At 66.8% G+C, this 17,773-nt stretch carries 18 protein-coding genes; 7 read left to right on the forward strand and 11 right to left on the reverse strand.

Annotated elements, in window-relative coordinates:
- Positions 1–136 precede the first annotated feature (136 nt).
- The 3 genes from U5809_RS03115 to U5809_RS03125 all read left to right on the forward strand — a co-directional run bounded on the left by U5809_RS03115 (position 137) and on the right by U5809_RS03125 (position 3,078).
- The gene (locus U5809_RS03115; RefSeq protein ID WP_322085485.1) at positions 137–988 is read left to right on the forward strand and encodes a peptidoglycan DD-metalloendopeptidase family protein; all 852 of its coding nucleotides are present in this window, start codon (positions 137–139) and stop codon (positions 986–988) included.
- 210 nt (positions 989–1,198) lie between these two features.
- Positions 1,199–2,098 carry a class A beta-lactamase gene (gene bla, locus U5809_RS03120; RefSeq protein ID WP_322085486.1) on the forward strand — a complete coding sequence of 300 codons (900 nt, stop codon included), beginning with the start codon at positions 1,199–1,201 and terminating at the stop codon, positions 2,096–2,098.
- 107 nt (positions 2,099–2,205) lie between these two features.
- Positions 2,206–3,078, forward strand: coding sequence for a LysR substrate-binding domain-containing protein (locus U5809_RS03125; protein ID WP_322085487.1), 873 nt, complete (start codon positions 2,206–2,208; stop codon positions 3,076–3,078).
- A gap of 37 nt (positions 3,079–3,115) precedes the next feature.
- Here the strand turns inward: U5809_RS03125 and U5809_RS03130 are convergent, their stop codons facing one another.
- The 9 genes from U5809_RS03130 to sapR form a co-directional block, all read right to left on the reverse strand.
- Positions 3,116–3,451, reverse strand: coding sequence for a type 1 fimbrial protein (locus tag U5809_RS03130; protein WP_282509225.1), 336 nt, complete (start codon positions 3,449–3,451; stop codon positions 3,116–3,118).
- A 330-nt stretch (positions 3,452–3,781) separates the two neighbouring features.
- Positions 3,782–4,036 (reverse strand): GlsB/YeaQ/YmgE family stress response membrane protein, encoded by a 255-nt coding sequence (locus tag U5809_RS03135; protein WP_176050066.1) that lies wholly within the window; start codon positions 4,034–4,036, stop codon positions 3,782–3,784.
- A gap of 130 nt (positions 4,037–4,166) precedes the next feature.
- Positions 4,167–4,943 carry an ABC transporter ATP-binding protein gene (locus tag U5809_RS03140; protein ID WP_282509229.1) on the reverse strand — a complete coding sequence of 259 codons (777 nt, stop codon included), beginning with the start codon at positions 4,941–4,943 and terminating at the stop codon, positions 4,167–4,169.
- Complete coding sequence (locus U5809_RS03145; RefSeq protein WP_322085488.1) at positions 4,940–5,833, reverse strand: ABC transporter ATP-binding protein; 894 nt, start codon at positions 5,831–5,833, stop codon at positions 4,940–4,942. The genes U5809_RS03140 and U5809_RS03145 overlap by 4 nt, the downstream gene beginning before the upstream one ends.
- Before the next feature lies 1 nt (position 5,834).
- Positions 5,835–6,749 carry a nickel transporter permease gene (nikC, locus tag U5809_RS03150; protein ID WP_282509233.1) on the reverse strand — a complete coding sequence of 305 codons (915 nt, stop codon included), beginning with the start codon at positions 6,747–6,749 and terminating at the stop codon, positions 5,835–5,837.
- A gap of 66 nt (positions 6,750–6,815) precedes the next feature.
- Positions 6,816–7,886: an ABC transporter permease gene (locus tag U5809_RS03155; protein ID WP_322085489.1), complete on the reverse strand. Its 1,071-nt coding sequence runs from the start codon at positions 7,884–7,886 to the stop codon at positions 6,816–6,818.
- Positions 7,887–7,896: 10 nt separating this feature from the next.
- Positions 7,897–9,498 (reverse strand): ABC transporter substrate-binding protein, encoded by a 1,602-nt coding sequence (locus U5809_RS03160; RefSeq protein ID WP_322085490.1) that lies wholly within the window; start codon positions 9,496–9,498, stop codon positions 7,897–7,899.
- A gap of 61 nt (positions 9,499–9,559) precedes the next feature.
- Positions 9,560–10,123 (reverse strand): D-alanyl-D-alanine dipeptidase, encoded by a 564-nt coding sequence (gene ddpX, locus U5809_RS03165; protein ID WP_322085491.1) that lies wholly within the window; start codon positions 10,121–10,123, stop codon positions 9,560–9,562.
- Positions 10,124–10,140: 17 nt separating this feature from the next.
- Positions 10,141–11,022: a sap1 transcriptional regulator SapR gene (sapR, locus tag U5809_RS03170; protein ID WP_322085492.1), complete on the reverse strand. Its 882-nt coding sequence runs from the start codon at positions 11,020–11,022 to the stop codon at positions 10,141–10,143.
- A 249-nt stretch (positions 11,023–11,271) separates the two neighbouring features.
- Between sapR and U5809_RS03175 the strand changes: the two genes are divergently transcribed.
- The 4 genes from U5809_RS03175 (at position 11,272) to U5809_RS03190 (ending at position 15,892) form a co-directional block, all read left to right on the forward strand.
- On the forward strand, positions 11,272–11,520 hold the full coding sequence (locus U5809_RS03175) for a helix-turn-helix domain-containing protein (RefSeq protein ID WP_176050058.1): 249 nt from the start codon (positions 11,272–11,274) through the stop codon (positions 11,518–11,520).
- 3 nt (positions 11,521–11,523) lie between these two features.
- On the forward strand, positions 11,524–12,858 hold the full coding sequence (locus tag U5809_RS03180) for a type II toxin-antitoxin system HipA family toxin (protein ID WP_322085493.1): 1,335 nt from the start codon (positions 11,524–11,526) through the stop codon (positions 12,856–12,858).
- Between the two features lie 376 nt (positions 12,859–13,234).
- Complete coding sequence (locus U5809_RS03185) at positions 13,235–14,491, forward strand: oxalate decarboxylase family bicupin (protein WP_322085494.1); 1,257 nt, start codon at positions 13,235–13,237, stop codon at positions 14,489–14,491.
- Between the two features lie 93 nt (positions 14,492–14,584).
- Entirely contained in the window at positions 14,585–15,892 is a 1,308-nt protein-coding gene (locus U5809_RS03190; RefSeq protein WP_282509248.1) for an Nramp family divalent metal transporter, read from the forward strand.
- Positions 15,893–15,910: 18 nt separating this feature from the next.
- Here the strand turns inward: U5809_RS03190 and U5809_RS03195 are convergent, their stop codons facing one another.
- Both U5809_RS03195 and U5809_RS03200 read right to left on the reverse strand, forming a co-directional pair.
- Complete coding sequence (locus U5809_RS03195; protein WP_322085495.1) at positions 15,911–17,164, reverse strand: hypothetical protein; 1,254 nt, start codon at positions 17,162–17,164, stop codon at positions 15,911–15,913.
- A gap of 27 nt (positions 17,165–17,191) precedes the next feature.
- Positions 17,192–17,734, reverse strand: a complete 543-nt coding sequence (locus U5809_RS03200; protein WP_322085496.1) for a class I SAM-dependent methyltransferase — start codon at positions 17,732–17,734, stop codon at positions 17,192–17,194.
- Positions 17,735–17,773 lie beyond the last annotated feature (39 nt).

Here is a 17,773-nt window from a genome sequence, read left to right on the forward strand (position 1 = left end):
GACCGTATTACCGGTAGCGTATGCCGGTCGGCATCCGGTTCGTGATCGTTTGTCATCATTGTTTGCATCCGGTTACACGTCGGCCGTTCCGTTTTTGAGATGCTTGAAAGATTGTCAAACCGGAGTCGGATCGTCCATGAAAACGCGCGAGATTTACCGCAACGCGGCGTGGCTGCCAGGCCTGGCAGCCGTGCTCGTCATGGCCGGTTGTGCAAGCACGCAGTCCGTCCCGCCGAGCGATACGCTGGCGGGCTCGTCGTCGGGCCAGCCGGCTGCCGCGCCGTCGGCTACCGCGTCCGCCACGCTGCCGCCGGCGCCGATTCTCGTCGCGCAGAAGTACGTCGTGAAGCGTGGCGACACGCTGTCGGGCATCGCGTCCGCGAACGACTGCAGCATTGCCGACCTGCGCACCTGGAACAAGATGGCCGCGAACGGCCGGCTGCGGATGGGGCAGGTGCTGCGCATCGTCAAACAGCAGCCGCTGCCGCCGGCGGGTGCCGCCGGTACGCAAACGGCCGCGGGCAACGGGGCCGCAGATGGTCATGCAACTGCGCAAACCACCGCATCGAACGCGAACGATCGCCAGGTCGTCAAGGAAACGAAACGTCATGCGGGCGGCGTCGCGCTCAAGTGGCCCGCCAGCGGCAAGATCGTCGACGGGTTCCGGCCGGGGCAGAACCGTGGCATCCAGATCGCCGGCCGGCCGGGCGACCCCGTGCGCGCCGCGGCCGACGGCCGCGTGATGTATGCAGGCACCGGCCTGAACGATTACGGCAGCCTGATCATCGTCCAGCACAACGCGGATTTCCTGACCGCCTATGCACACAACCGCAAGCTGCTCGTGAAGACGGGCGACATCGTGCGCCAGGGCGACGAGATCGCCGAGATGGGCGACCTCGACAACTCGCGCGTTGCGCTGCTGTTCGAGGTGCGGCGCGACGGCAAGCCGGTGAATCCGATGCCGTACCTGCCTTCGTCGCAAGGGTGAAGCAGGGCCGTTTTGCTGGAACGTGGCGGCGGTCGCTGCTACGCTAGGGTCTGTTCATGCGAGTCCCGCGCATTGCGGGGCCGACGGGCGTCTTTCGGGGATGCGCGGCGAATGCCGTCGCGGGCCGGCCGTCGGCGTGAACGGGCGCGCTTCGCCGAGGCGCGCCCGCGTCGCTTCGTGCCACCGTTTCCGACAGAACACACCTCATTCATGGAACACTCTCCGACACGCCGCTCGCTGTTGCTTGCCGCCGTCGCCGCGCCGTTCGTCGCCGCATGCACGTCCGCGCCGGTCGCCGACCAGGGGCGCGCCCACACCGCACAAGCCGAACTGGCCGCGCTCGAAAAAGCATCGAACGGCCGGCTCGGCGTCGCCGCGCTCGATACGTCGAACGGCGTACGCATCGCCCACCACGCGCGCGAACGCTTCCCGCTGTGCGGCACGTATGCCGTCATGGCCGCCGCCGCGGTGCTCGCGCGCGGTTCGCTCGACGCGTCGCTGCTGCCGCGGCGCATCCTGTATCGCCGCTATGAAGTCGTGTCGGGCTCGCCGATTACCGAAAGCCACGTCGACACGGGCATGACGATCGCGCAGCTGTGCGAGGCGATGCTGCAGGCGGGCGACAAGGGGGCGGGCAACCTGCTGATGGGCGTGCTCGGCGGCCCGCAGGCCGTCACGTCGTTTGCGCGCGAGAGCGGCGACACGACGTTCCGCCTCGATCGCTGGGAGCCCGAACTGAACAAGGCCGCGCCCGCCGACGAACGCGACACGTCGACGCCGGTCGCGATGGTCGACACGCTGCAGCGGCTGCTGCTTGGCAACACGCTGCAGGAGCCGCAGCGCACGCAGCTGACCGAATGGATGGTCGGCGGCGCGCGCGGCGCGACCGGCATCGCGGCGGGCGTGCCGCCGGGCTGGCGCGTCGCGGACAAGGCCGGGACCGGCGGTTACGGCACGACGACCGACGTCGCGGTGCTGTGGCCGCCGTCGCGCGCGCCGATCGTGATGGCCGTATCGTTCACGCAGCAACAGGCCGACGCGGCGGCCCGCGCGGACGTCGTCGCGTCGGCGGCGCGCATCGCGGCCGGTGCATTGACCGCGACGGCCTGAGCGTCAGGCGTCTCGCGCAAAGCGGGCGTTTGGCTTATCGTGTCGGACTGCGCGCGCCGGTGTCGGCGCGCGGTCCTCCCGCGTCGTTTTTCCTTGTTCCGTTCGCCATGCGCCGACTTCCGCCCCTGCACGCGCTGCAGATCTTCTCGACCGTGGCTCGCCACCGCAGCTTCACGCGTGCGGCCGAGCAGCTGTGCATCACGCAGGGCGCGGTGAGCCGGCAGATCCAGACGCTGGAGGCGCATTACGGCTTTCCGCTGTTCAAGCGGCATGCGAAGGGCCTGACGCTGACGGCGGAGGGTGAACAACTGCTGCCGGTCGTCAACGAGAGTTTCGCGCGGATCGAGGACATCTCGATGAAGCTCACGCGGCAGCGTACCGATCTCGCGCTGATGGTGCCGACCTGCGTGATGCGCTGGATGCTGCCGCGCATCATGCGTTTCCAGGGCGAGCACCCCGATCTCCATGTGCAGATCACGACCGCGTGGCAGCACGTCGTCGATTTCTCGACCGAGCCGTTCGATGCGGCGATCGTCTACGGCACGTCGCCGGGCCCGGGCGTGATCGCGCTGCCGTTGTTCGACGAGCGGCTCACGCCCATTTGTTCGCCGGAATTGCGGCAGGCGTCGCCGCTCGATGCGGTCGGCGATCTCGCACGTCATACGCTGCTGCATCCGACGCGCGACCATCGCGACTGGCGCGCATGGCTCGATCATGCGGGCGAGCGCAGCGTCGATCCCGCGCGCGGGCCGACGTTCGACACGCTCGATCTCGCGACCAACGCGGCGATGCAGGGTTTCGGCGTCGCGATCGGCGATGTGATGCTCGTCGACGACGACGTCAGCGCACGCCGGCTCGAACGGCCATTCGACATCGTGCTCGAAACCGGCGCACGCTACTACTTCGTCTATCCCGAGGCCATCGGCAGCCAGCAGAAGATCCGCGCGTTCAGCGACTGGATCGCACGCAATCGCGACTGACGCACGGCGCCGGCGCGGGCGCGCCCGGCAGCGGGCTTTACTGGTACGTCACGACGGCGATCATCGGTGCATGATCGCGGCCCGGACGGTCAGGTAAAACGATTGCGCGCGAGGCCTGCGTAAAGGTCGTGGTCTTGATCGTGCGCAGGCTTGCCGCATCGACGAACGCGACTTGTCCGCTGGCGGGACGCGGACAGTCGGGGCGTACGTGTGCGTGAGCGACATCGGCCGTTTCGAGCGCGAACGAGCACGGTGGCTCGACGATCATGCCGGAGAAGTGAATGATGCCGGACGTGCCGCCGGCAAAGGACGAGGACGTGGCCAGAAGCGAGGCAGCCAGGACGAACGAGGCGGCGAACAGGCGATGCTTCATGACAGGCTCCAGAGAGGAAGCGCGTCGCAGCGGGGCCGCTCGGGTGGCAGTCCGTCAACGCTGCGATGCTGTATGCGTAAACGGCAAAACCATCGGACCTCTTGAATCAAAAAACGGAAATATAGGTAATAAGCAAATGACCGCGTATTGCTTCAATCAATGTAGGCCGAATCTGCGCAACTGCAAGTCGGGGATATGCCGGGCGGGATAGGATCGTGGGACGAACGGTCGCCGTGACCGTTGCGCGGGCAACGGCCTTGCGCTGCCCGGAAAGCAAAACGGCCGCTCGTTTTGAGCGGCCGTTTTGCATTGGCGCGATGCGTGCGGGGTTCAGCCCGCGCGTTTGCGAATCGCGCCGACGACGACGAGCAGCACGATCGCGCCGATGATCGATGCGATCCAGCCTGCGCCCTGGCCCGGCGCGTACCAGCCGGCTGCGCGGCCGACGTAGCCGGCGACCAGCGAGCCGACGATGCCGAGCACGGTGGTCATCACGATGCCCATCTTGTCGTCGCCGGGCTTGAGCGCGCGGGCGAGGAGGCCGACGATGAGCCCGACGACCAGGGTTTCGATGAATTGCAGCATGAACGCCTCCCTATTGCGGTTGAGCTGTTGACGAAAGGAAGTTGACCCGTGCGACGCACAAGGGTTCCATGCGGCGGCCTGGCCGGCGCGTGGCGTGCCGAGTATCGCACGCCCGCGCGTCGCTCGGATGTCAGGCGGCCGGCGCGCCGGCCACCGGGTCGAGACGGCGATAACCTTCGGTCGCATTCAGCAGCGTGCGCGTGTAGTCGCGCGCAACCTGCCCGGCGCGCACGTCCTCGATCCGGAGCTGCTCGACGATCTCGCCCTGCTGCATCACGGCGACGCGCTGGCACAGGAAGCCGATCACCGCGAGGTTGTGGCTCACGAGGATCATCGTCAGCTTGCGTTCGCGATGCAGGCGGCGCAGCAGGTTCAGGATCTCGGCCTGCACCGACACGTCGAGCGCGGATGTCGGTTCGTCGAGCAGCAGCACGCGCGGCTCGACGATCAAGGCACGCGCGATCGCGACGCGCTGCCGCTGGCCGCCCGACAACTGGTGCGGATAGCGGAAACGGAACGCGGGGCCGAGCCCGACTTCGGACAGCGCGCGGGCGATGCGTGCATCGGCGTCGCCGATCGCATGGATCGACAGCGGCTCGCGCAGTGTCTGGTCGACCGTGAAGCGCGGATGCAGCGACGCGTACGGATCCTGGAACACCATCTGCACGTGGCGGCGAAACGCGCGATCGGGCGTGCCGCCGACCGGCCGGCCGTCGATCGACAGGCTGCCGGACGCGAGCGGCACGAGGCCCGTCAGCGCGCGCAGCAGTGTCGACTTGCCGGAACCGGATTCGCCGACGAGCCCGAACACTTCGCCGTCGCGCACCGCGAAGCTCGCGTCGCGCACGGCGTCGACGTGACCCGTGCGGGTCGGGAAACGGATCGAAGCGTGATCGACATCGATCATCGTGCGGCCTCCTGTCGGTCGGCGGGCTCGAGCCACGCCGGATCGCGGCGCAGCACCGGCAGTTCGTCGGGCGGGTTCGCGAGTGGCGGGTTCGCCGCGAGCAGCCCGCGCGTATAGGGATGCGATGCGTTGCGCAGGTCGCGCGCGGCGCAGGTTTCGACCACGCGGCCCGCATACATCACCGCGACGCGGTCGCAGAACGACATCACGAGCGGCAGGTCGTGGCTGATGAACATCAGGCCTGTGTCGTGGCGCGCGATCATCGCGTCGAGCACCGCGAGCACCTGCATCGACACCGCGACGTCGAGCGCCGACGTCGGTTCGTCGGCGATCAGCAGGCGCGGGCCGGTCGACACCATCATCGCGATCATCACACGCTGGCCCATGCCGCCCGACAGCTCGTGCGGATACGCATCGGCGACGCGTGCCGGGTCGCGGATCTGCACGGCCTCGAGCGCATCGACGATCCGTTCGCGCAGCGCGCGGCCGCGCAGCCCGGGCTCGTGCAGCCGGAACGCTTCGCCCATCTGCTTCGCGACCGTCATCACCGGGTTCAGCGAATATTTCGGGTCCTGCAGGATCATGCCCATCTGGCTGCCGCACAGCCGCCGGCGCTCGCGCGGCGACATCGCGAGCAGGTCGTGATCCGCGAAGCGCATCGTGCGTGCCGACCAGCGCGCGGCGTCGGGCAGCAGGCCGAGCAGCGCACGGCCCGTCAGCGATTTGCCGGAGCCCGATTCGCCGACGATGCCGAGCCGTTCGCCGGGCGCGAGCGTCAGCGACAGGTCGCGCACGGCATCGGTGACGACGCCGTCGTGGCCGCGAAAGCCGATCTGCAGCCCGTCGATCTCGCAGAGCGGCGCGGGCGCGGTGGCGGAATGCATCGGCATGTCATGCTCCATGGCGGGGATCGAAGACGTCGCGCAGCCCGTCGCCGAGGAGGTTGAATGCGAGGCTCACGAGCAGGATCGCGATACCGGGCAGCGTCGCGACCCACCAGGCGTCGAGCAGCACGTTGCGGCCCGACGCGACCATGAAGCCCCATTCGGGGCTCGGCGGCTGCGCGCCGAGGCCGAGAAAGCCGAGGCCCGCGACGGTCAGGATGATGCCGGCCATGTCGAGCGTCGCGCGCACGATCACCGACGACATGCACATCGGCATGATGTAGCGCAGCAGGATGCGCAGGCCCGACGCGCCCTGCAGCCGCGCGGCGTGGATGTAGTCGGCCTGCGCGATACGGATCGTCTCCGCGCGCGCGAGCCGCGCATACGCGGGCCACGCGGTGATCGAGATCGCGACGACCGCGTTGATCACGCCAGGCCCGAGCGCGGCGGCGAATGCGAGCGCGAGCACGATCTTCGGGAACGCGAGGGCGATGTCGGTGATGCGCATCAGCACGCTGTCGACGAAGCCGCCGCAATACCCGGCCGTCGTGCCGATCAGCAGGCCGATCGGCACGACGATCACGACGACGAGCAGCGCGATGCCGAGCGTCAGGCGCGAACCGTCGATCAGCCGCGAAAGGATGTCGCGGCCGAGCTGGTCGGTGCCGAACCAGTGCGACGGCGAGCCGGGCGGCAGCAGCCGGTCGGACAGCACCTGGCGCAGCGGGTCGTGCGGCATGATCAGCGGGCCGACGATCGCGACGACGATCAGCGCGACGAGGATCGCGAGCCCGAACAGGTTGAGCGGATTCGTGGCGAACCGGCGCCAGCGTCGGTACGCGAGGCCGAGTGCGGCCTGCGAGCGCGACGCGGGCGCATCGGACAGCAGCCACGCGCGCAGCGTGAGGCGCTCGGCGTTCATGATTGGACGACCTTCGGCATGGACGATGAAAGAAGCGGGGAGGAAGCGGTCATGTCGGGGCGGCCCTCAGCGCGCACGCGGATCGAACACGCGGTACAGCGCGTCGGTCAGCAGGTTGACGGTGATGAACATCGCGCCGATCACGAGCGTCGCGCCGAGCACCGCGTTCATGTCGGCGTTCAGCAGCGCGCCGGTCAGGTACGAGCCGAGCCCCGGCCACGCGAACACGATTTCGGTCAGCACCGAGCCTTCGAGCAGGTTGCTGTACGTGAGCGCGATCACGGTCAGGAGCGGCACGGCGATGTTGCCGAACGCATGCCGCCAGATCACGCGCCGCTCCGGCAAGCCTTTCGCGCGCGCGGTGACGATGTATTCCTGGCTCAGCTGGTCGAGCATGAACGAGCGCGTCATGCGGCTCAGGTAGGCCACCGAGTAGTAGCCGAGGATCGCGGCCGGCAGCGCGATGTGCGACACCGCGTTGCGGAACACGTCCCACTCGCCCGCGAGCGCCGCATCGATCAGCAGGCTGCCCGTGCGCGGGTCGACCATCCCGTCGTACACGGGGTCGAGCCGGCCCGGCCCGCCGACCCAGTGCAGCCGCGCATAGAACAGCAGCAGCCCCATCAGCCCGAGCCAGAACACGGGCACCGAATTGCCGATCAGCCCGACGAAGCGTGCGATGTGGTCGATCGGCCGGTTGTGCTTCACGGCGGCCGCGACGCCGAGCGGCACGCCGATCGCGATGCCGATCAGCGTCGCGATCGTCGCGAGTTCGAGCGTGGCCGGGAACACGCGCTTGATGTCGTCGAGCACCGGGTTCGCCGTCAGCAACGATACGCCGAGATTGCCGTGCAGCACGTCGCGTACATAGATCAGGAATTGCGTGACGAGCGGCTTGTCGAGCCCGAGCGCGATGCGTTCGGCCGCGTATGCCTCGGCCGACGCACGATCGCCGAGGATCGCGAGCACGGGATCGATCGGCACCTTGCGGCCGATCACGAACGTCAGCGCGAGCAGCCCCGCGAACGTGACGGCGAGCGTGAGCGCCCAACGCAGCACGCGCAGTGCCCAGCGGACGGCCGGGTGCCGCGCGGGCAGCGTGCGCAGTGCTTCGAGGGAGGAGGCGGGAGTCGACATGCGGCGAATCTTATTGCTTCTTCAGGTTGCGGTACGACACGAGATCGTTGATCGGCCCGACTTCGAGCCCGCTCACGCCGGGCCGCGTCGCGACCTGCGCGACTTTCTCGAACATGATCACGAACGGCGAGCGCGCGAGCATTTCCTTCTGCATCGCCTGATACAGCTGCGCGCGTTTCGCGGCGGTCGGCTCGGCGAGTGCGGTGTCGGTTTCCTTAGTCAGTTGCGGGATGTCCCAGCTGTTGCGCCAGGCCAGCATTTTATAGCTCGACTTGTCGGAGTTGTCCGGATTCCACGCGAAACCCTGCGCGTTGCTGTGCGGATCGATGTAGTCGGCCGACCATTCGCCGATGTAGATGTCGTGCTGGCGCGCGCGGTATTTCGCAAGCGTCTGCTTGTTGTCGCCGGGGATCAGCTGCACCTTGATGCCCGCCTGCGCGAAGTTCGCCTGCACGGCCTGTGCGATCTCCGTGTACGGATAGTCGTTGCGCACGTCCATCGTCACCGAAAAGCCGTTCGGCACGCCGGCCTTCGCGAGCAGCGCCTTTGCCTTCGCGACGTCGAGCTTGTACGGGTTCGTGTTCAGCGTGCCGAGGAAACCTTCGGGCAGGAAGGTCTGGTGCACCTTGTAGGTCGTCTTCACGACGTTGCCCTGGATACCCGCATAGTCGACGAGCCATTTCAGCGCTTCCTGCACGTCGGGCTTCGCGAGCGTCGGGTTCTTCGTGTTCAGGCCGAGATACAGGAGCGTTGCTTGCGGCGAAGCCGAAACCTTCGCCTTGCCCGACTTCACGACCGAGGCCAGATCGTCCGGGCTCAGGTCGCGCGCCGCGTCGACGTCGCCGTTTTCCAGCAGCAGGCGCTGGCTCGCGGCTTCGGGTACATGGCGCAGCACGATGCGTTTCATCGCGAGCGGCAGCCGGTAGCCGTCGAAGCGCTGCAGCACGATGCTGTCGCCGGCCGCCCACTTGACCAGCTTGTACGCGCCGGAACCGGCTTCGTTGGTCTTCAGCCACGCATTGCCGAAGTCGGCGCCTTGCTGGTGCGACAGCAGCAGCTTCCTGTCCAGCACCGACGCGGGCCACGAGCCGAGCACGTTCAGCACGAAGGTCGGCGCGTACTTGCGGTCGGTCGTGACCGACACCGTCAGGTCGTCGAGCTTCTTCACGTTCGCCGCGACGTTCGCCTTCGTGAGGCCGATGCCGGTCAGCACGGCCGCGGGCCCCTTGTCGAGCAGCACCGCGCGCTGGATCGACCACGCGACGTCGTCGGCCGTCAACGGGTTGCCCGAGTGGAACTTGAGGCCGGGACGCAGCTTGAACGTATAGGTCAACCCGTCGGTGCTCACCGTCCACGACTGCGCGACGTCGCCGTTGAATTTCGACGGATCGCGCAGGTCGACGCGCACGAGCCTGTCGTAGGTGTTCGCGACGTATTCCTCCGGCACCAGCTCGTAGATCTCGCCCGGGTCGAGCGTCGTGAATTCGTCGAGCAGCGTGGCCATCACGAACAGGTCCTTCGGCGTTTCCGCGTGCGCGGCGGCAAGCGGAACGGCGGCGAGAACGGATGCGGCGGCGAGTGCCGCGACGAGCCGGGATGTCAGGGGTTTCATCTGCGCTCCATGTGTCGTTGAAGTCGTTGAACGTGAACGGTGAGGAGAATGCGTCGGGCCATCACATCAGGCGCCACGGGCCGCTCGCCGCGTTGTCGATCTGCGGCAACGCGCGCGAGCCGGGCAGTTCGTAGTGCCACCATTCGCTGTCGATATGCGCGAAACCGGCCGCGTGCATCACGCCGAGCAGCAGCAGGCGGTTGCGTTGCACGGCTTCGGGCAGCCCCGCGTGGAAATGGCCCGATGCGGCGACCATCTCGTCGAAGCCCGTACCCATGTCGAGCGGTTCGCCGCTCGCGTCGACCAGCGTCAGGTCGAGCGCCGTGCCGCGGCTGTGATTCGAGCCGCGGCCGAGATCGGCGATGAAGTCCGGATCGGGCAGGAAATCCCACAGCACCTGCTGCGCCTGCGGCGGCCGGTATGCGTCGTAGATGCGCAGCGTGAAGCCGGCTTGCGCGGCAATGTCCACCGCGCGGCGCAGCGCGGCTTCGGCCGGCGCCAGCAGCAGGCAGTGCGCGTGGCGGTAGATCGGCTTGCCGGTCAGGTTGCGCTCGGTCGCGTAGACGAGATCGATGTCGACACGATGCGTAGCGGGCGTGATTTCGACGAGGCGGTGATCGTTCATCGGCAGGGCGGGCTCGCTCAGGATTCGAATTGGTCGAACGTGTGCTGCAGTTCGCGGTTGCGTGCGACACGCCGGTCGATCGCGGGGCCGAGGCGGTCGACCACGGCCGTGATCAGCAGGTTGAACAGGCAGGTGAGCGGCGCGAGCGAATCCCAGAACTGGCCGACGTCGGTCTTCACCTGCAGCAGGTCGGCCGGCCAGTCGCGTGCCCACGGGCACGACAGATCGGTGACGAGCGCGAATGGCTGTCCGCGCTCGGCGGCCGCCTGGCAATAGCGGCGCGCGCTGCGCGAATACGCGCGCGTATCGGTGACGATGCAGTACGGCCGCTCGAATTCGGAGTTCAGCGAATCGACGTACGAGCCCGACTGGCCGTCGGAATAGAACACGCGCGGGCGCAGGTATTCGAGGTAGCTGCTGAAGGCGTTGCTGATCCCGCGCGTCGACTGGATGCCGAGGATGAACACCGCGTCGGCCTGCGCGATCCGGTCGGCGACCTGCGCGAACACGGGGCCTTCGGCGAGCCGGTACACGTGACGGATCGCATCGAGTTCGCGTTCGAGCGACGACGCGAGCGTGCCGTCGTTGCCGCTGCCGTTGCGTTCGGCCGGTGGCGTGCCGGCGACACGGCGATATTCGTCGAGCCGGTCGGTGATCATCCACGGACGATCGCCGCCGCCGCGCAGTTCGCGTTTCAGGTCGTCGAGATTGCGGTAGCCGACGCTGCGCAGGAAGCGTCCGACCGAGATGCCGCTGGTGCCGGCCTGCTGCGCGATCTGGTCGGCCGTTTCAAGCCCGAGCCGGTCGAGGTTCGCGAGCATGTAGCTCGCGATGCGCTTGGCGGTCGGCGTCAGCTCGGCATAGCGGGATTCGACGGTATGGGCGAACGCGCAGGTCATCGGCTGTTAGATCGTTGTCGTCTGATGATCGAATGTCATCCATCTAACAAAGCCAAAATCATTCGCGCCAGCGGAGAAAAACTATGGTGTGAGGATAGGTGATAGGGTCGAAAACGCGTTAGAGGGGGGCGGTAGGTCAGGGTACGTTCATGTCTGTCAGGCATATTTCGCGTTTATGTCTGACAGGAATAATTTGCGTTTATGTCTGTCAGGCATATACTGCATTGATTGTCCTCGGGGATCCACGCCGTGAACTTCATCGTCAATACGCCCGCGCAACTGGGCGAAATCCTGTCTTCCGCGCGTCAGGCAAAGGGCCTGACGCAAGCGGAAGCGGCCGGGAGAATCGGCGTGGGCCAGTCGCGCCTGTCGTCGCTCGAAACCACGCGTACCGAAAGCCTGTCGCTCAGCCAGTTGCTCGAGCTGACCGCGCTGTACGGCCTCGAACTCAGCATCCGCACGAAGGACGGGCGCGACGCAGCCGACGTCGAGTGGTAAGCGATGGGACGCAAAACGCACACGCGCGCGTTGTCGATCTGGACGAACGGCCAGCGGGTCGGCACGTGGCGGATTCCCACACGCGGCGACATGGAACTGCTGTACGACGCCGGCTGGAAACAATCGGCCGTCGGCCGCCCGTTATCGCTGTCGCTGCCGTTCGGTGTCGGCGACGCACCGCTGCGCGGCGAACGCGTGAATCACTTCTTCGACAACCTCTTGCCGGACAGCGATGCCATTCGGCGCCGCCTGGCCACTCGGTTCGGCACGGCGACGACCGAGCCGTTCGATCTGCTCGCCGCGCTCGGCCGCGACTGCATCGGCGCGGTGCAATTGCTCGGCGAGGACGATGCGCCGGCCGGCCTGGATCGCATCGACGGTACGCCGCTGTCGGACGACGACGTGGCACGTGTGCTCGATCAGGCGAGCGGGGTCGCGACGGCAGGCGGGGACGACGACGATTTCCGGCTGTCGCTGGCCGGCGCGCAGGAAAAGACCGCACTGCTGTTTCATGACGGGCGCTGGATGCGCCCGCATGGCGCGACGCCGACGACGCATATTCTGAAATTGCCGCTCGGGCTGGTCGGTAACAAGCGGGCCGATCTGACGGCCTCCGTCGAGAACGAGTGGTTGTGCCTCGCGATCCTGCGTGCGTTCGGCCTGCCGGTCGCGCAGGCGGAAATCGAGCGTTTCGGCGCGTACAAGGTTCTGTCCGTCGCACGCTTCGATCGCGCGTTGCATCGCAATGGCGGGTGGCTGTTGCGCTTGCCGCAGGAGGACTTCTGCCAGGCGCTCGGCGTGCCGCCTCATCTGAAGTACGAGTCGCACGGCGGCCCCGGCATACCCGATCTCGCCGGCCTCCTGCGCCGCTCCGAAACGGCGCGGGAGGATCTCGACACGTTGTTCGCCGCCCTGATCGTGTTCTGGATGCTCGCCGCACCGGACGGGCATGCGAAGAACTTCAGCCTGCGCCTGCTGCCCGGCGGCCGTTTCCGGCTGACGCCGCTTTACGACGTGATGTCGATCTGGCCGGTCGAAGGCGACGGCGCGAACCAGTGGTCGTGGCACAAGGCGAAGCTCGCGATGGCCGTGCACGGCAAGCGCAAGCACTATGCGATGCGCGATATCACGCGACGGCACTTCAGCGCGATGGCCGAGCACTGCCTGCTCGGCGATATCGCGACGCCGATCGTCGAACGGCTGGTCGCGATGACGCCGCATGTGATCGAATCGGTCGCCGCGGCGTTGCCGCCCGGTTTTCCGGCACGGGTCGCGGAACGGATTCTGGGCGGCTTGAGGTTCGCCGCGCAACGGCTCGACGCGATGCCGCTGGAGTGAACCGCTTCCGGTCGCGGCACGGTAACCGGTATCCGGCGTATCGGCGTCCGTACGTGTCCGCTCGATACGATCAGTGATCCGAATCGACTGGGCCGTATCCCGATCCCGCGTTGTCGCAATGCATGTCATCTCGACCGGGCGCAAGCGTATCCCTCAATCACCGAAATCCGTCGCCACCTGCCATCCCGCTGCATCGCAATAATTACAAAATTAAAGGCGATCAGATTAAGTCATCAATTCAGGTTAATAATTCATTTAAATTATTCGTCGAATTGTATTTAACTTGCGTGACGGGATGTTCGATTTTCGATAATCCGAAAAGCGACAGGTATTCCGTAACGGGAATTCGCTTAATCGCAAGAATGAAGAGGAAATCATGACGAATCTTTCTCGACGCAAGATGCTGGCTGGTACGGCTGGGGCCATTGCCGCCGCGGGTATTGCCGTATCGGCCAAGGCAGCCTCGTTCGGTAATCCGGACAGACCGCCGGAAGGCGCGGTGAATGCGCGCGATCGCCAGAGCCTGACCGACCCGGGCCCGAAAAATCCGGTAATCGCCAATCAGTTTCCGTCGTTTCAGGATCCGCCGGCCACCGATATCAACGGGATGCCATTATTCTGGGCATCTTTCAATAATGCCCATAAACGCATTCAAAATGGCGGGTGGGCGCGCGAAGTCACGCAGGACGATTTTGCGATTTCCGAAACCATTTCGGGCGTGAACATGCGCCTGACGCGCGGCGGCATTCGCGAGATGCACTGGCACCAGCAGGCCGAGTGGGCGATCATGCTCGACGGCCGCTGCCGGATCACGGTGCTCGACGAACTCGGGCGGCCGTCGGTGCAGGACGTCAAGACCGGCGATCTCTGGTATTTCCCGCCCGGCCTGCCGCATTCGCTGCAGGGCCTCGGCACCGATGGCGCCGAATTCCTGCTCGCGTTCGATAACGGTCGCGCATCGGAATTCAACACGCTGCTGCTGACCGACTGGGTCGCGCATACGCCGCCCGACGTGCTCGCGCTCAACTTCGGCGTGCCGGCCGATGCGTTCAGGAACGTGCCGCTCGACAACCTGTGGATCTTCCAGGGCGACGAACCGGGCCCGCTCGCGGACGCGCAGCGCGCATCGGCTTCGTCGGCCGGGGCGCCGCCGCATCCGTTCATTTTCTCGCTCGGCGACATGAAGCCGGTCAGGAAAACGCGCAGCGGCGAAGTGCGGATCGCGGACAGCACCAACTTCAACGTGTCGACGACGGTCGCGGCCGCGCTCGTCACCGTGCATCCGGGCGGCATGCGCGAACTGCACTGGCACCCGAACGCGGACGAATGGCAGTACTACTTGCAGGGTGAGGCGCGGATGACCGTGTTCGATACGGGGCCGAAGGCGCAGACGGCCGACTTCCGCGCGGGCGACGTCGGCTATGTGAAGAAGAGCCTCGGGCACTACGTGCAGAACACCGGCAAGACCGACCTCGTGTTCCTGGAAATCTTCAAGACCGACCGCTATGCGGAGGTGTCGCTGTCGGACTGGCTCGCGCATACGCCGCCGAAGCTCGTCGAAGCACACCTGAACGTCGCGCCCGACGTGATCGCGCAGTTTCCGCGCAATCGTCCCGACGTCGTGCCGCTGTAACGCGATCTTCCCGCTGCCGCGACCGGCCGGCGGCATGCCGGCCGTGGCGCCCGCTCCCGAGTCGGCCTTCCTCATTCGAACGGAAACTCCACCATGCTTCCTGTCCCGAGCAAACCTGCCGGTGGCTTCGCGCTGCCTGGCCTGTCCCCCGAGCGTACCGACGGCGCGGCGCGCGCCGCGCTGGAGGGGCGCCGCACCGGCATCGCCGCGCTGCTGCCGTTCGTCGGTCCGGCCGTGATCGCGTCGATCGGCTATATGGATCCCGGCAACTTCGCGACCAACATCCAGGCCGGCGCCGCGTACGGCTACCGGCTGCTGTGGGTCGTGCTGGCTGCGAACGCGATCGCGATGCTGTTTCAGGCGATGTCCGCGAAACTCGGCATCGTGACCGGCCGCAATCTCGCCGAGCTGTGCCGCGACCGTTTCCCCGCGCCGGTCGTGTCGGGCATGTGGATCGCGTCGGAGATCGCCGCGATGGCGACCGATCTGGCGGAATTCCTCGGCGGTGCGCTCGCCTTCGGGCTGTTGTGCCACCTGTCGCTGTTCGCGGGGATGATCGCGACGGCGTTGGCGACCTGCGCGATCCTCGCGCTCGAGAAGCGCGGCTTCCGGCCGCTGGAAGCCGCGATCGCGGCACTGGTCGGCGTGATCGGCGCGTGTTATCTCGGCGAACTGCTGATCGCGCCGCAGGACTGGCATGCAGCCGCGTTTCATCTGGTCGTCCCGCAGATTCCGGATCACGCGGCGCTGACGATCGCGGTGGGGATCATCGGCGCGACGATCATGCCGCACACGCTGTATCTGCATTCGGGCCTCACGCAGGATCGCACGGCGCCGCGCGACGACGCGGAGCGGCGGCGGCTCGTGCGGTTTTCGAACCGCGAGGTCGTCGTCGCGCTCGGGCTGGCCGGGTTCGTGAATCTCGCGATGGTGATGATGGCGTCGTCGGCGTTCCACCGGAGCGCGCCGGGCATGACCGACATCGGCGACGCGTATCACACGCTGATCCCGGTGCTCGGGCCGGCGGCCGGCGTACTGTTTCTCGTCGCGCTGCTGACGTCGGGCGTGTCGAGCTCGGTGGTCGGTACGATGGCCGGGCAGGTCGTGATGCAAGGCTTCATCCACCGCCGCATGTCGGTCTGGGTGCGGCGCGCGGTGACGATCGCACCCGCGTTCGCGGTGGTCGCACTCGGCTGCGACGTCACGCGCGCGATGGTCGCGAGCCAGGTCGTGCTGAGTTTCGTGTTGCCGATACCGATGATCGCGCTGTTGATGCTGTCGGCGCGCGAGGACGTGATGGGCGCTTATGCGATGCGGATGCCGCTGCGGATCGTCGCCGGCGCGGCGACGGTCGTGATCGTCGGGTTGAATGCGTACCTGGTGTGGGCGGCAGTCGGTTGATCGGCAGCGGCCCGGCGCCTACTGCTGCATGTCCGGCGCCTCGCGCAGCCGCCAGATCGCGTTGCACTGCTGACCGCCGAGGCTCGTCGCGCGCAGCGTGATGACGGTGCCGGCCGCGACCTGGTACCAGAAATGCGCCATCAGCTCGGTGCCTTTGCGCTGCGCCTGCCCGTTGACCAGCACTTCGCACAGCAACGGCGAAGGCGAACCGGACGGGTGCGTGACGTAGATGTTCAGCCGCGCGATGTCGCGGGCCGCGGTGAACACGATTTCGTGGTTTCCGCTGCCGACGAGCATCGTGCCGCCCGGTTCGTCGATCGCCTGCAGGTACGCGCCGGCGCTTGCCTCGATCGCCGTCGCGGAAACAGTCAGTCCGGCCGATTGCACATAGTCTGCCGCGGCAATCCGTGCGGCGACCGCGTCGGATGGCACCGGCGTGCCGTCCGACAGCGCGAACGGCACGCCGTCGCGCAGCGCGGCGTCGGTGTGGTTCGCGTAGTAGCGCCACCGGTCGAAGAAGCGGATATCGCCGGTCATGTGCAGCGCGCGGATCGGTTCGTCCCGGTAACGGAGCGTGGTCGTGCCGCTGCCCGCATCGAACGACTCGTGAATGCCGTACTTGCTGACGAAGTTCTGGACCGGATCGAGCAGCGCCGTTTCGCCTTGTGCGCTCCACAGATGCAGGAACGTCGTGTCGATCCCGAAGCATTCCTGGAAGTCGGTGCCGACGCGCGCGATGCAGTCGCGCAGGTGGTCCGCGTAGCGTGCCCAGGCGTCGGCGGTCCCGGCCACGAGCCCGGCCTGCAGCGCACCGCCGTGGCGTGCGGTGACGTCATCGACGACGAGACGCCAGTGATGGTCGCGCCGCTCGCCGATCAGCGGCGTGACGACGAACGTGCAGAACAGCGGGTCGGGGCACACGTGAATGCGGTTGTCGCCGATCTGCGAGAACAGGTCGAACCGCGGCGCGCAGAACCAGATGTCGGCGTCGTACAGCGCGAGCTTGCGGATCTGCGGATTGCGCGCGCAATACTCGGCGGCCTCGATGAAGCGGCCGACCGGCAGTGCATACGTGCCCGACGCGTCGATCACGTCGACCGACTGGCTCGCGAGGATCTGCCGCTTGCGTTCGGACAACCCGTAGCCGATCACCGCGATCCGACCGTCGTAGCCGGTCTGCCGCAGCGACAGCAGGAACGGCACGAGCATTTCGTACCACGCGCGGTTGTTGTCGTTGATCGCTACGCAGACCGCGTGTTCGCTCGATTGCATGTTCTCCCCCCGTTGCATGCGCCCGGCTCAGTAGCCGACGTGGCGCTCGCAGACGACCGCGCCGCAACCGCGGCTGTCGTGATACGTAATATGAAACTGCTTGTTGTCCCACAGCCACTGGAACACGGCCTGGTATACGCCGGCCGTGGTCATGTCGTGCAGCACGATCTTCTTGCGCGCCAGCGGGCCGAACCGGTTCAGTTCGGCGAGCGTCTGTTCGTACGTATGCGTGGTATCGATGAACAGCAGGTCGGCGGCGAGCGGCTCCATCGCGAGATCGTCGGCGATCCTGAATTCGAAGTCGATCGACAGGTCCTTCGCCGCCTGCTCCAGTTCGGGCCGGATGTGGAAATACTCGTCGGAGATGTCGACCGACACGAGGCGCTTCGGCTGCGCGAGCAGGAAGGCCGTCGTGGTCAGCCCGGTAAACACGCCGAGCTCCAGGATGGTGTCGCATCCGGCGGCCGTTTGCGTATAGAAGTCGAAGCGGGAAGGGCTGTCGCCGAGCCAGCCGATCGGCTCGATCTTGTACTGCAGGAACTCCAATCGCAGTTGCTGTAGCGTACGCATCCTGTTTTCCTGGGCGAAGCGGATTCGATGGTCTCGAGC

Origin of the sequence: Burkholderia sp. BCC1999, assembly GCF_905339975.1 — a bacterium.
Lineage (GTDB): Bacteria > Pseudomonadota > Gammaproteobacteria > Burkholderiales > Burkholderiaceae > Burkholderia.